This is a genomic window from Mesorhizobium sp. 113-1-2, assembly GCF_016756475.1.
GTDB lineage: Bacteria > Pseudomonadota > Alphaproteobacteria > Rhizobiales > Rhizobiaceae > Mesorhizobium > Mesorhizobium loti_C.
Map to the genome: position 1 here is coordinate 3,902,390 of NZ_AP023242.1, position 13,779 is coordinate 3,916,168.

Annotated in this window: 14 protein-coding genes; 6 read left to right on the top strand and 8 right to left on the bottom strand. The window is 64.1% G+C overall.

The annotated features are described in order from the left end of the window. The first annotated feature begins 148 nt into the window (after positions 1-148). Together JN279_RS18850 and JN279_RS18855 are read left to right on the top strand one after the other, a co-directional pair. Positions 149-460, top strand: a complete 312-nt coding sequence (locus tag JN279_RS18850) for a DUF2853 family protein (RefSeq protein ID WP_096447332.1) — start codon at positions 149-151, stop codon at positions 458-460. Positions 461-639: 179 nt separating this feature from the next. Further along, positions 640-1,434, top strand: a complete 795-nt coding sequence (locus tag JN279_RS18855; protein WP_096447330.1) for a thymidylate synthase — start codon at positions 640-642, stop codon at positions 1,432-1,434. A 10-nt stretch (positions 1,435-1,444) separates the two neighbouring features. Here JN279_RS18855 and JN279_RS18860 read toward each other — a convergent pair whose 3' ends face one another. Then, positions 1,445-1,654, bottom strand: coding sequence for a TOBE domain-containing protein (locus JN279_RS18860; RefSeq protein WP_096447328.1), 210 nt, complete (start codon positions 1,652-1,654; stop codon positions 1,445-1,447). Positions 1,655-1,865: 211 nt separating this feature from the next. On the opposite strand from JN279_RS18860, the gene modA reads away from it, so the two are divergent. From modA to JN279_RS18880, 4 genes are all read left to right on the top strand, one after another. Continuing rightward, on the top strand, positions 1,866-2,660 hold the full coding sequence (gene modA, locus JN279_RS18865; RefSeq protein ID WP_096447326.1) for a molybdate ABC transporter substrate-binding protein: 795 nt from the start codon (positions 1,866-1,868) through the stop codon (positions 2,658-2,660). A 20-nt stretch (positions 2,661-2,680) separates the two neighbouring features. Then, positions 2,681-3,385, top strand: a complete 705-nt coding sequence (modB, locus tag JN279_RS18870) for a molybdate ABC transporter permease subunit (RefSeq protein ID WP_096447324.1) — start codon at positions 2,681-2,683, stop codon at positions 3,383-3,385. After that, entirely contained in the window at positions 3,382-4,494 is a 1,113-nt protein-coding gene (gene modC / locus JN279_RS18875) for a molybdenum ABC transporter ATP-binding protein (protein ID WP_202353591.1), read from the top strand. Before modB ends, modC begins: the two co-directional genes overlap by 4 nt. Positions 4,495-4,570: 76 nt before the next feature. Next, on the top strand, positions 4,571-4,912 hold the full coding sequence (locus JN279_RS18880) for a winged helix-turn-helix domain-containing protein (protein WP_095202221.1): 342 nt from the start codon (positions 4,571-4,573) through the stop codon (positions 4,910-4,912). A 54-nt stretch (positions 4,913-4,966) separates the two neighbouring features. Here JN279_RS18880 and JN279_RS18885 read toward each other — a convergent pair whose 3' ends face one another. The 7 genes from JN279_RS18885 to JN279_RS18915 all read right to left on the bottom strand — a co-directional run bounded on the left by JN279_RS18885 (position 4,967) and on the right by JN279_RS18915 (position 13,677). Next, positions 4,967-5,920 (bottom strand): D-ribose ABC transporter substrate-binding protein, encoded by a 954-nt coding sequence (locus JN279_RS18885; RefSeq protein WP_181823900.1) that lies wholly within the window; start codon positions 5,918-5,920, stop codon positions 4,967-4,969. Positions 5,921-5,952: 32 nt separating this feature from the next. Continuing rightward, positions 5,953-7,119, bottom strand: coding sequence for an ABC transporter permease (locus JN279_RS18890; RefSeq protein WP_202353592.1), 1,167 nt, complete (start codon positions 7,117-7,119; stop codon positions 5,953-5,955). Beyond that, positions 7,082-8,662: a sugar ABC transporter ATP-binding protein gene (locus tag JN279_RS18895; protein WP_096447320.1), complete on the bottom strand. Its 1,581-nt coding sequence runs from the start codon at positions 8,660-8,662 to the stop codon at positions 7,082-7,084. The genes JN279_RS18890 and JN279_RS18895 overlap by 38 nt, the downstream gene beginning before the upstream one ends. Next, positions 8,659-9,318 carry a DUF2291 domain-containing protein gene (locus JN279_RS18900; protein WP_096447318.1) on the bottom strand — a complete coding sequence of 220 codons (660 nt, stop codon included), beginning with the start codon at positions 9,316-9,318 and terminating at the stop codon, positions 8,659-8,661. Before JN279_RS18900 ends, JN279_RS18895 begins: the two co-directional genes overlap by 4 nt. A 347-nt stretch (positions 9,319-9,665) precedes the next feature. After that, the gene (locus tag JN279_RS18905; RefSeq protein ID WP_096447316.1) at positions 9,666-11,372 is read right to left on the bottom strand and encodes a glycerol-3-phosphate dehydrogenase/oxidase; all 1,707 of its coding nucleotides are present in this window, start codon (positions 11,370-11,372) and stop codon (positions 9,666-9,668) included. Continuing rightward, positions 11,369-12,145 (bottom strand): DeoR/GlpR family DNA-binding transcription regulator, encoded by a 777-nt coding sequence (locus JN279_RS18910; protein WP_202353593.1) that lies wholly within the window; start codon positions 12,143-12,145, stop codon positions 11,369-11,371. The genes JN279_RS18905 and JN279_RS18910 overlap by 4 nt, the downstream gene beginning before the upstream one ends. Next, positions 12,142-13,677 (bottom strand): FGGY-family carbohydrate kinase, encoded by a 1,536-nt coding sequence (locus JN279_RS18915; protein WP_096447312.1) that lies wholly within the window; start codon positions 13,675-13,677, stop codon positions 12,142-12,144. Before JN279_RS18915 ends, JN279_RS18910 begins: the two co-directional genes overlap by 4 nt. Between the last annotated feature and the right edge of the window lie 102 nt (positions 13,678-13,779).

Genomic DNA, 13,779 nt, shown 5'->3' on the forward strand with positions numbered 1-13,779 from the left:
TGTCAAATTGCGACGGCAAGGGTTGACTTGGGCGCGGTCTCAACGGAAGCTTTGCGAGCGGTGAGGAGTTACCGACCTAGCGCACAGATTGCGAAGCGCGCCACAGCCCTCATCGATCGGATCCGTGGCGCCGACGAGGGGAATTTTGATGGCCGACTATTTTGCGGATGTGAAGAAGTACGACGCGGGCGCCAGCGCCGACGCGGTCGAAAAGATTGTCAAGCATCTGGGCATTGCGCTCAGGAACCGCGATTCTTCGCTGGTGTCCTGCACCGATCCGAAGGAGCTCGAGCGCGTCAAGGAGAGCTGGGTGGCCAAGAAGCTCGGCGTCAGCGACGGGGCCAAGGCCGACGCCTCGATCGAGAAGACCTGCAAGGCGATGCACGCCGACAACACCAAGAGCCGTGTGACCTTCTATTATCTGGTGGCCAAGGATCTGGGCAAACTCGGCTCCCTGTGAGACCTCAGAATAGTTCTACTCTGGCGGCCGATCAGCGCGGCCTTCTGCGCATCCGGCCCGCCAGGGCGAGTTCCAAAGACGGCTCCGCTTCCTATCCTGGTGGGGAAGACCTCAGACAGGTGTGGCGTCAGCGCTGACATGCGCTATGATTGGCGAAACCTCGAATCGAGCCGGAACCGATGCGCCAGTATCTCGACCTCTTGCAGCATGTGCTGGACAACGGCGCCGATCGCGGCGACCGCACGGGCACCGGCACGCGCTCCGTCTTCGGCTACCAGATGCGCTTCGATCTGGCGCGCGGCTTTCCGGTCACCACCACCAAGAAGCTGCACCTGAAGTCGATCATCCATGAACTCCTGTGGTTCCTGGCCGGCGACACCAACATCAAATACCTCACCGACCACGGCGTCACGATCTGGGACGAATGGGCCGACGAGAATGGCGACCTTGGCCCGGTCTACGGCAAGCAGTGGCGCTCCTGGCCGGACGGCCATGGCGGCTCGATCGACCAGATCGCCAATCTTCTGAAGGAGATACGTCGCAATCCTCAGTCGCGGCGGCTGATCGTCTCGGCGTGGAACCCGGCCGAGGTGGAAGCCATGGCGCTGCCGCCTTGCCACTGCCTGTTCCAGTTCTACGTGTCCGAGGGCCGGCTTTCCTGCCAGCTCTACCAGCGTTCGGCGGACATCTTCCTCGGCGTGCCGTTCAACATCGCGTCCTACGCGCTGCTGACGCTGATGGTGGCGCAGGTGACCGGGCTGAAGCCGGGCGATTTCGTCCACACGCTGGGGGATGCGCATCTCTATTCGAACCATTTCGAACAGGCACGCGAACAATTGCGGCGTACGCCGAGGGCGCTGCCGACAATGTGGATCAATCCGGAGGTGAAGGATCTGTTCGCCTTCCGCTTCGAGGATTTCCAGCTGGAAAACTACGTCGCCGATGCCAGCATCAAGGCGCCGATCGCCGTTTGAGCCGCTGGACTCAGTCGACCCCGACCATCACGTCCGAGGCCTTGACCACGGCATAGGCCTGCTTGCCCTTTTCGAGTTTCAGGTCGGCGACCGCTTCGTTGGTGATCGAGGCGGTGACGATGGCGCCGCTGCCAATGTCAATCCTGACATGCGAAGTGGTGGCCCCCTTGACGATCTCGGTGATCGTTCCCTTGAGGACGTTGCGGGCGCTGATCTTCATTGGGCTCTCCTTTGCTTCTATGCATGTCGTTCCCCCAAAACCGAGGTCACTTTTGGGCGGCACGCATTAGGGTTTCCCGCTCGTCTTAGCAGAACAATCGACGGGCATAGGCGTTTTCGAAAGCTGCCAGGCCTTCCCTTGTTATATTCATACGGATATATCGATCGGCAGGCTTCGCGCCGAACGGATTTCAAACCAGGGAGAGTTTTCGATGACGCGCAAAGATTTCGGGTTGAGGGCGATCGCCATTGGCGGTCTTGCGGCGACGTTGATGGCGGCGGTGCCGGCCGCATATGCGCAAGACAAGGTCGTGGTGTTCGCGGCGGCCAGCCTCAAGGACGCGCTCGATGCGGTGAACAAATCCTGTCAGGCCGATGTCGGCGAGGCCGCGACCGTCTCCTATGCGGCGAGCTCGGCACTGGCCAAGCAGATCGAGGGCGGGGCACCGGCTGACGTCTTCATCTCAGCCGATCTCGACTGGATGAAATATCTCTCCGACAAGAAGCTGACCAAGCCGGACACCGAGGTGAAGCTGCTCGGCAACGAGATCGTGCTGGTGGCGCCGAAGGATTCGACGGTTGCAACCAAGATCGAGAAGGGTTTCGACCTCGCCAAGCTGGTCGGCGACGGCAAGCTCGCCATGGGCGACTTCAAGGCGGTGCCGGCCGGCAAGTACGGCAAGGCGGCGCTGGAATCGCTCGGCGTCTGGTCCTCGGTCGAGGGCAAGGTGGCGCAGGCCGAGAATGTCCGCGCGGCGCTCAAGCTGGTTTCGACAGGCGAGGCTGCGCTCGGCATCGTCTATGCCACCGACGCGCATGCCGAAAAGGGCGTGAAAGTGGTCGGCACCTTCCCCGAGGATTCGCATCCGCCGATCATCTATCCGGTTGCCCAGATCGCCGATTCGAAGGACAAGGATACGCCGGCTTTCCTGAAATGCCTGCAGTCCGCCAAGGCCGGCGCGCTCTTCAAGGAACAGGGTTTTACCGTGCTCACGCCGAGCAACTGAAAAGGGCCCGATAGCGCAATATGACCTGGCTGCTGGACCTCACTCCCGACGAATGGAATGCGGTCCGGCTGTCCATCAAGGTGGCGACCGTGGCGATGCTTTTCAGCCTACCGCCGGGCATCTTGATTGCCCTGTTGCTTGCCCGCGGACAATTCTGGGGCAAGACGCTGCTCAACGGCGTGGTCCACCTGCCGCTGATCCTGCCGCCCGTGGTGACCGGCTATCTCTTGCTGCTTACCTTCGGCAAGCGCGGTCCGGCGGGCGCCTTCCTGGCCGAGCATTTCGGCATCGTCTTCTCGTTTCGCTGGACGGGTGCGGCGCTGGCTTGCGCCGTCATGGGCTTTCCGCTGATGGTGCGGGCGATCCGGCTGTCGATCGAAGCGGTGGACCGCAAGATGGAGGCGGCGGCGGGGACGTTGGGCGCCAATCCTCTGTGGGTGTTCGCCACCATCACGCTGCCGCTGATCCTGCCCGGCCTGATCGCCGGCGCCATCCTGGCCTTCGCCAAGGCGATGGGCGAGTTCGGCGCGACGATCACCTTTGTCTCCAACATTCCCAATGAGACGCAGACACTGCCCTCGGCGATCTACACGTTCACGCAGGTGCCGGGCGGCGATGAGGGCGCGCTGCGACTGACCTTGATCTCGATCGTCATCTCGATGGCGGCGCTGGTCGCCTCGGAAGTGCTGGCGCGGCGAGTCGGGCGTCGGATGGATATCGAATGAGCGTCCTCGTCGACATCGGCCACCGGCTCGGCGATGTCGCCATCGAGGCGCGCTTCGAGAGCGCCGGGCGGCTGACGGCGCTGTTCGGGCCGTCAGGCTCCGGTAAGACCTCGCTCATCAACATGATCGCCGGGCTGATCCGGCCCGACAAGGGCCGCATCGCGGTCGACGGCCGCGTGCTGGTCGATACCGATGCCGGCATTTTCGTGCCGAAGCACAGGCGCCGGATCGGCATGGTGTTCCAGGACGCGCGGCTGTTCCCGCATATGAGCGTGGCCAGCAATCTGCGCTACGGCCGCTGGTTCACGCCGCCATCAGAGCGCTACGCCGAGATGGATGCCGTTGTCGAACTGCTCGGCATCGGTCCGCTGCTTGGGCGGCGCCCGGCAAGACTCTCCGGCGGCGAGAAGCAGCGCGTGGCGATCGGCCGGGCGCTGCTCGCCAGTCCGAAACTTCTGCTCATGGACGAGCCGCTGGCCTCGCTCGACGAGGCGCGCAAGGCGGAGATCCTGCCCTATATCGAACGGCTGCGCGACGAGACGAAGATCCCGATCGTCTATGTCAGCCATTCCATCGCCGAAGTGGCGCGGCTGGCGAGCGACGTGGTGATGCTGGCGCAAGGCAAGGTCGTTGCCAGCGGTCCGACCGAGGCGGTGATGCAAAGGCTCGACCTGCTGCCGGCGGAGGAGCGCGGCGAGGGCGGGGCGGTGCTGGACACGAAAGTGCTGAGTCACGATGAGGTGTTCGGCATGACCGTGCTCGGCTCGGCCGCCGGCGAGATCCGTGTGCCGCGCCTTGCAATGAAGCCCGGCGCTCCCGTGCGTGTCCGCATTCGTGCCCGTGATGTGATGATCGCCACGGAGAGGCCGACGGGCCTCAGCGCGCTCAACATCCTGCAAGGTACGATCGTCGCGATCCGCCCGGGCGAGGGGCCGGCGGTCGAGGTCGGCATCGACTGCAATGGCGCAACGGTACTGGCCCGCATCACCGAACAGTCGCGGCAGGCGCTGAAGCTGCGGCTCGGCGGCAAGGTTTTCGCGGTGGTCAAGACAGTGAGCTTCGACCAGGCCAACACCGGCGCCGGCCTGCCGCTCGAGGTCGATGGCTGACAGGTGCGGCGATCGGCGCTATATTATTTTGGAATAGCGGTTTTGCCGAAGTGGAGGTGACCGCGGAGGAGCAAAGATGCCATCGCTGAGCTTGCGGATAAATCTCGATCCAGACGGGCGGATTGGTCCGGGCAAGATCGAGCTTCTGGAGCACATCGCCACGTTTGGCTCGATCTCGGCCGCCGCGCGCGGCATGGAAATGTCCTACAAGCACGCCTGGGACTTGGTCGAGGACATGAACCGGGTGTTCGGCAAGCCGTTGGTTGCGGCACAGACCGGCGGCCGCAAGGGCGGCGGCGCGCAGCTGACGGCCATCGGCCTGGCGGTGGTCAGCCGTTTCCGCGCCATCGAGCGCGCAGCGACCGCCGCAGCGGCGACGCATATGGATGCGCTGCAGGCGGAGATCGATGCGGGCTGAGTGATCGGCGGGAACAGGAGAGGGGCGACCGAAAGGCCACCCCTCGTCGGTTTCTTACTCCGAGAGCGTGAACGGAGCCGTGTACTTGTCGACATTGTCCTTGGTGATGAGCAGGCAGTCGAACAGCTGCTTCTCGGTCGCAGCACCCGTCTTGCCGGTCTTGATAAAGGAGTCCGCCTGCTGCACGGCCTTCGCCGAGTAGACGGCCACCGGCTGCAGCACGGTGTATTGCAGGTCGCCGGCCTTGATGGCGGCGACAGCGTCCGGCGAGCCATCGAAGCCGCCGACCTTGATGCTCGACAGTTTTCCAGCCTCTTTCAGTGCCGCGATCGCACCGAGCGCCATCTCGTCATTGCCGCTGGTCACGCCGATGATGTCGGGATGAGCCTGGAGCAGGCTCTGCATCTTGTCGTGGCCCTGGGTGCGGTCCCAGTTGGCGACTTCCGAGCCGACCTTCTTGAGGTCGGGATACTGGCTGATCACGGTCTCGTAGCCGTTAGACCGTGTCGCGGCGTTGTTGTCGGATGGCGCGCCGAGCAGTTCGACATAGTTGCCCTTCTCGCCGATGGCCGTCACCCATTGCTGGCCGCCAAGTGCTGCGCCCTGGGCGTTGTTCGAGACAAGCTGCGCCTTGGCGAGGCCCTCCTGGTTGATCTCGGCATTGACGAGGAAGACCGGGATGTTGGCGGCGATCGCCTTCTTCACAGCGCCGATCGAGCCGCTGGCATCGGCCGGGTCAAGGATGATGGCCACGGACTTGTTGGTGATCGCCGTGTCGATCAGCTTGCTCTCGGTGTTGGTGTCGGCCTTGGAGGCGCCGACGGTCGCGGTGTAGCCGAGCTTCTCGGCTTCGGCCTTGGCGACATTGCCTTCAGTGAGCCAGTAGGGGTTAGCGGGATCGATGACGATGATCGAGATGAGGCCACCGGCCGACGCCGCGCTTGCCGCGACGATCGGTGCGGCCAGGGCGAAGGCCGAGAGCATCAGAATTCTGGCACTGCGATACATAGAGTTCCTCCTTTGGTTAGCAATCGCGCCGGTCAACCGGCAGTCTTCTCGAGGGCGGGATCGGCCGTTGTGGCCTTGTCCTTTTGTGGAGAAGTGGGCGAGCCGCCGGTCGGGCTCGGAAGCTTGACGCGGCGGCGATACTGGATGGCGTTGAGCAGCACCGCCAACACGATGACCGCGCCGGTGAACACTGTTTGCCAATAGGCAGAGACGCCGATGATCACCAGACCATCGGACAGGAAGCCGATCACGAAGGCACCGACCAGCGTGCCGCGGATGTTGCCCCGGCCACCGGTCAGAGCCGCACCGCCGATGACGACGGCGGCAATTGCCGTGAGCTCGTATGAGGTGCCGGCGGTTGGTCCCGCCGAGGTCAGTTCGGACGATAGGATAAGACCGGCCACCGCCGCGCAAATGCCGGAGAGCATATAGACCGAGACCTGCACCTGCTTGACCGGCACGCCGGAGAGTTCGGCGGCGCGTTCGTTGCCGCCGGAAGCGTAGAGCCAGCGGCCGAAGGCGGTGCGGTTGAGGATGATGCTGCCGATGAGGGCAATGACGGCCATGACCAGCACGCCGATCGGGATGTCGAGCAGGCGGTTGAAGCCGAGCCACTCGAAGCCTGTGTTGCCGAGTTCCGGCTTGCCGCCGAGATCGTTGTAGGTCAGGCCGTTGGTCATCAGCAGCGCCGCGCCGCGCACGACGTAGAGCATGCCGAGCGTGGCGACGAAGGCGGGCACCTTCAGCCAGGCGATGAGAACGCCGTTGACCAGGCCGACCAGGGCGCCGAGCACGCAGACCAGCACCACGACGACCCAGACCGGCGGGTAGAGGATGACGCCGAACGAGGTCAGCTGCACGCCCTGCATCAGGAAGCCGGCGATCACGCCGGAGAAGCCCAGCGTCGAGCCGACCGACAGGTCGATGCCGCCATTGAGGATGACCAGCAGCATGCCGACCGCCAGTATGCCGAAGATGGCGACATGCGAGGCCATGGTCAGGAAATTGCCGACCGAGAAGTAGTAGGGAGACAGCAGCGAGAAGACGATGATGATCGCGATCAGCGCGAAGAAGGCGCGGCCCTCCAGCAGAAGCTTGGCCAGGCTGAAGCCGTCGGTCGAAACCCTTGGCGAAACCCTCGGGGAGCGGCTGCGATCGGGGCTAGCGTCGGTCACGGTGGTGGCTCCTGTGTTCTTCATGGTCGGAGACCACGGCCTCGCCGGAAGCGGCCATGATCTCTTCCTTCGTGGCATCGGCAGTGAATTCGGCCGAGATCCTGCCGCGATGCATGACGATGATCCGGTGCGCGATGCTCAGGCATTCGGCGACTTCCGAGGTCGAGAAGACGACGGCGAGCCCGCGGGCCGCCCGTTCGCTGAGCAGCCGGAACACCTCCGCCTTGGCGCCGATGTCGATGCCGCGGCTCGGCTCGTCTAGCAGCATGACCTTGGGATTGGTGGTCAGCATCTTGCCGATGACGACCTTTTGCTGGTTGCCGCCGGACAGCGAGCCGATGGGCGCGCTGCCGCCCGCGGTCTTGACGTGCACGTCGCGGATGGAGGCTTCGACCAGCGACCGCTCCTGCGAGCGCGACAAGAACATTCCCCTGACGAAGGATCCGATGCTGGCGAGCGACAGGTTGGCGCCGACCGACATGGTCTGCACCAGGCCGTCGCGCTGGCGGTCCTCGGGCACCAGGACGAGCCCCCGGGCGATGCGTTCGGCAATTCCGAGGCGGGAGATGTCGTTGCCTTCGAGCAGGATGCGCCCGCCCGATGGCTGCAGGCGCCCGGCGATGCATTCCAGCAATTCGGTGCGCCCGGCGCCCATCAGCCCATAGATGCAGACGATCTCGCCGCTGCGCACGGCAAGCGACAGCCTGTCGACCACGGACCGTTCCGAACTCGAGGCATCGGCGACGCTGACGTCCTCGACCGACAGAGCGACCTCGCCGAAGGCATAGCCGGTGGGCGGCGAGCCGAGGTCGAAGTTCTCGCCCACCATGTTGCGGACGATCCATTCGAGGTTGATGTGCCTGGCGTTGGCCGTCGCGGTGATCGCGCCGTCCCTGAGCACCACGGCATAGTCGGTGATCTGCAACGCCTCCTCAAGGTGGTGCGAGATGTAGACGATCGAAACGCCGCGGGCGGTCAGGTCGCGGATCACCCTGAACAGCACCTCGACCTCGGTGGCGCTCAGCGCCGAAGTCGGCTCATCCATGATCAGGATGCGCGAATCGACCGAAAGCGCGCGCGCGATCTCGACGATCTGCTGCTGCCCCAGGCGCAGGTCCTGGACCAGCGTCAGCGGATCGATGTCTTCCTCGAGCTCGGCCATCAGCAGCCGCGTCTGGCGGGCTTCCTCGGCAAAATCGACGCCGGTCGCGCCGCGTATTTCCCGGCCCATGAAGATGTTGTCGCGCACGCTGAGATTGGGCGCGAGGCTGAGTTCCTGATGGATGATCGAGATGCCGCAATCGCGGGCGTCGGAAGCGGAAGAGAAGGTGACGGACTGGCCGTCGAGCTCGATGCTTCCCGAAGTCGGCGTCGTCACGCCGGACAGGATCTTCATCAATGTCGACTTGCCGGCACCGTTTTCGCCGAACAGCGTCGTGACCTTGCCGCGACGTATGTCGAAATTGACGCCTTTCAGCGCATGCGTGCCGCCATAGGTCTTTACGATGTGGCGGGCCGCAAGCACGGTGTCGCCCGGCGCCGGCTCGAACTCGGGCGCCGCATTCATTGGACGCTCAGCTTCACCGGCGCGACCAGCCAGCCTTTGGGATTGATCAGCTTGAAGACGCCGACGACCGAGATGGTCTTGCCGGTGAGCTGGGTGTTGTCGATGGCCGACAGCACCTGCTTCTTCATCTCATTGTTCAGGGCCGAGCCCGCGTTCTGGTACTCGATCTGGTTGGTGAACTGGCCGAAGGTGATCGCGCCGGTGGCGTCGCGCAGATCGGTGCCGTTGATCGCCGGCCCGGTCTGGACGCGAATGACCAGATTGTCCGGAACGTCGGCGACCTTGACGGTGTAGATGCCCGACTTTCCTTCGCCGACCACACCGGTGAACTTGACCGAGAATTCGGTGCCGACATTGGCCGGCACGCCATATTGTTTCTCCGCCGCCGCCTTGTCCTTGGCGATGGCCGCGGCAAGCGTCGGCGCATCGACGGCGCGCTGTTCCACGGCGGATTGCACGTTCGGAAATTCAGCCTTGCCGAACGCCTCCGGCGAAAACGCGGCTTTGCGGGTGTCCTCGGCCGAGCCGATCATGACGATCTTGGTGTCGAGGATCATCGCGCCGAGCAGCACCAGGATCGCGACCGCGACGGCCACCCAGCGCAGGCCAGGCGATCCTCGCCGGTTCATCGTGGTGGCTGCTGGCTGCGAACTCATGCTGTGACGACCTGTGCAGTGGCGGCGATGAGGGGTGGCATTCCATTTTGTTGGCGTGAAGCGCCGCATAAGCCGCTGGACGGTCGGTCCGCTGCATCGACCCCTCCCGCAGCGTGCTCCTCCAACGCAATCGACCATACATCGATGTGAAATTACCGTCAATGTCTGTGATACTTCGCCGATAATGTAACATTCATGTGACCATACGACTGCCATAGATCGAGCAATGCTATTGATTTTATTGAGTTTTTAGAAATCAACAATATCTCACAGATGCCGTGATACGGTTGCTTCAAGCCGGCAAGGTGGCGGTGCCGCGCTCAGGCCAGTTTGGCGCGGCGCTCCGGTTACAGCCCCATCAAATTGGCGCCGTTGAGCTGCGTGACAACTTGATCGATCTCCTCGCTGGTCCTTTGCGGGGTCCAGCCGATCGCCCGGCCAGCAACGATGGCGACCTGCTGCAAGTCGCCTATCGTCAGGGAACCGCTGATCGCCAGGGTCGTGCGCCGCATGACGATATCGGCGAGATGTTCGACGAATTCATTGCGAGCGATGTAGTCGATCTCCGACACGCTGTAGTCGCTCGAGTCCGGCAAGCGGTCTTCATTGCTCGATGCGCCCTGGTGGCGGGCTATCCGCGACGCCTTGGTGCCATAGCGCGACAGCAACTGGTCGAGGCGGGCCTGGTCGATGCCTGAGGCCGATGCGGCACTGACCAGCCATCTCGACCGCGCCGCTGTGTCGGCCGGGAAGTCCTTGCCGCCGCCGATCGGCATCGAGCGCGTCGTCACTTTGCGGGCGCGGCCAAGACGATCAAGCACGGTGTCGGCGACTTCCTCGGCGAAACCGCGGAATGTCGTCCATTTGCCGCCGATCAGCGAGATGATCGGGAAGGGGCGCGACGGCTCCGGTTCCGCCACCGGCGCCGAATGGTCGCGGCTGATCAGGCCGGGGAAAGCGGCGTCGGATGCGGGCAGGGGCCTGATGCCGCTATAGGCATAGACGATCTGGTCGCGTTCGAACCGCATGCCCGGCAACAGTGTGCGCACTCTTTCCAGCAGATAATCGATTTCCGCCGGCTCGCAGCGGACCGTATCCGGATTGTCGGCCGCAAGATCCGTCGAGCCGACGAGCGCCTTGCCGAGATAGTCGTAGACAAGGCAGATGCGGCCGTCATCGGCCTCGAAATAGAGCATGCGCCCAGCCAGGCTTTGCACCAGGGCATCGTGCTTCAACAGGATGTGCGAGCCCTTGGTGCCGCCGATCATCTTGGACGGCGCGCCGAGTGCTGCGTTGACATGGTCGATCCATGGGCCGGCGGCGTTGACGACCAGTCTCGGCCGCAGCGAGAATTCGCCGCCATTCTCCCGCCGGAAGGCCAGCACTCCGTTCGAGGAAGAGACCAGCGCGGTGTAGTTGGCCGCGCTGGAGTTGGGATTGGCCTCCAGCCCGTCGGCGATCAGCTCGAGCACCAGCCGTTCGGGGTGTGTGATCTTGGCGTCGTAATAGGTGCCGGTGGCGACGATCGAGCCGGTCAGCGCCGGCATGTCGCGCAGCGCCTGACGGCGCCCGACGAGCCGATGGCGCGGCATCACCCGGTGCCTGGAGCCGTAGAAATCATAGATCATCAGGCCGATCTTGATGAGGACAGCACCTCGGCTGCGCGGCGCGCTGGTCGAGCCCAGCAGCGTGCGCAGCGCCGCCCACATGCCCTTGCTCCAGGAGAAGATCGGAATGACCGTCGGCAGCGGTGAGACATAGTGCGGAGCGTTCTTGAGCAGCAGGTTGCGCTCCAGCGTCGACTGCGCCACCAGCCCGAATTCGCCGGTTTCGAGATATTTAAGCCCGCCATGGATCAGGCGCGACGGCGCCGCACTGGTGCCGGAGCCGAAATCCGCCTTGTCGACAATGCAGCAGCTGACGCCCTGCGCGCTGAGATCGCGAAACAGGCCGGCTCCGTTGATGCCGGCGCCGAGGATGACAACATCGATATCACCCTCATCGGGTGCGCCATGGCGCTCGGAGCCGTGATGGCTTTCGGCCGTTGATGTCATGGCCTCGCCGTCTTGACGACGCGCAACTGAACCCCGGCCTGCTCCAGCTTTTGCGCATGCTTGTCGCTGATGCCGTCGGTGACCAGGACCGCCTCGAAGCTGATCAGGTCGTCGAGCACGTGCAGAGCCACCTTGTCGAACTTGGAATGGTCGACCAGAAGAATGCGCTTGATCGCCGCCCCCATCATCGCCTGCTTGACCCGCACCACATGCTGATCCTGGATGAAGGCCGTGGTGCCACTGATCGCCGATGCCGAGCAAATCAAGAGATTGGCGCGCAGTCGCGAGATCGCATTCTCGCAGACGATGCCGATATAGGCGTTGTAGGTGCGATGGTACTGGCCGCCGAGGCAGATGAAGTCGATGTCGTCGACATTGGTCAGCAAGGCCGCCGTCGACACGCTGTTGGTGATGACGGTCAGCGGCGTGACCTCGAGCAGTAGCGGCGCAACGGCATTGGCCGTGGTCGAATCGTCCAGGATGATCGCCTGTCCCGGCTCGACATAATCCATCGCGGCACGGGCCAGCGCGTCCTTCTCCGCCCGCCCAACCGTCACCCGGTAGCGGAAGGCGCTTTCGTAGAGGCCGGATGGCTGCACGGTGACGGCGCCATGCAGCTTGCGCAGCACGCCTTGGTGCGCCAACTGGTCGATGTGGCGGTGGATGGTCATGCGCGATACGCCGAAATGCTCGACCAGATCGTCGATGCGCACCTGGCCGAGTTTTATCACGTATTCGGCGATTTCTTCGCGCCGTTCGTCGGCCTTGATCATGCCGTGCCCCCCATTTCCTGCTCTGCAAGGCTTTCGATTTCCGCCCATTTCGGCCTGAGCTGTTCGGCAACGCGGCCATAGATGGAATAACGCTCGTCGAAGACGGCGCTGCGTGCCGGGTCCGGGCGGTATTCGCGGCTCACCGTGCAGGTGGCGCGCGCGCCGTCCTGCGGCGAGGCGAACAGGCCGATTGCCGCGCCGGCGCAAAGGGCGGCGCCGTAGGCGGCCGCCTCGTCGGTCGCAGTGACGATCACCGGCACGTTGAGCACGTCGGCGAACATCTGCGCGATGGCCGGATTGCGCGAGCCGCCGCCGGTCAGCCGCACCTCGCGAACGGCAAAGCCGTCGCGCAGGGCTTCGACATGGGTGCGGTGGTTGAAGGCTATGCCTTCCAGCACCGCCTTCAGCATGTCGCCGCGGTCATGCCAGCCGCGCAAGCCGACGAAGCTGGCGCTGGCGGAATTGCCGTAGGGCGAACCGAACAGATAGGGGTGGAAGAGCAGGGTTGACGGCTTCTTCAGCGCGGTGTCGATTTCGGTCGCCAGCATCTGGTGGATCGAGCCGCCGGTCTTCCTGGCCTCGTCCTGTTCGGCGCGGCAGAGCGTGTCGAGAAACCAGTCGTAATTCGCCGTCGAGGCCGGCGAGATCGACATGTTGTTCCAGCGGCCGTGGTCGATGGCGTTGCGGCAGAACCAGCGCGGATCGGTGCGCGGCTCGGCGGAGACCACTTCGTTGATCGAGTAGGTGCCGGCGACGATGCTGACCACGCCATCCTCGTGGCCGCCAATGCCAAGCGCCGAGGCGGTGACGTCGTGCAGGCCGCAAGCGACAGGGGTGCCTTCGGCAAGCCCGGTCAGTGCTGCCGCCTCTGCGGTGGCGTAGCCGACAATGTCGGCCGAATGCGCAACTCCGGGCAAAGCCGCGAACAGTTCTTCCAGCCCAAAGATGCGCATCGCCTCGGGCGCGTAGGCTTGCGTGCGCACGTCGGTGAACGAGGTGCTCGCCTCGGTCAGATCGGTGCCGACGGTGCCCGTCAGGCAAAAGCGCAGCCAGTCCTTGCACCCGACGATATGGCCGATCTGGCTGAAACGTTCCGGGTCGTGCTTTTTCAGCCAGGCCAGTATCGCCGATGGTGCCGAAGCGTGCGGAACCTGCCCGGTCAGCGCGAGAGAATCGGCAAAAACCGAACCCTTGGTCCATCCATCGACGATTTCGCCGGCGCGGCTGTCGAGCGATAATATTCCGGGGCCGAGCGGCTGGCGGTTCCTGTCGAGCAGGTACAGCCCGTCGCCATGCGCGGTCGCCGCCACGGCCTTGATGTCGTCAGCCGGCCTGCCGCTGAGAGCAATGGCTTCCCTGATCGCCTCGGCGGTCGCCTGCCAGAGGCCCAGCATGTCGCGTTCGACCCAGCGGGGATGCGGCATGGATTGCGGCACGCGGCGCCTGGCCACCGACAGCTGCGAGCCATCTGCATCGAAGATCACTGCCTTCGTCACCGTCAGGCCGTTGTCGATCCCAAGCAGGCTGGACATGATGATCCCGTTCAGCGTGAGCCGGTAAGCGTTGCGAATTGGTCCTGAACAAGGGTGGCGCTGAACATCATGGAAATCATCCTCGCCGGGATCCGCCGTTGC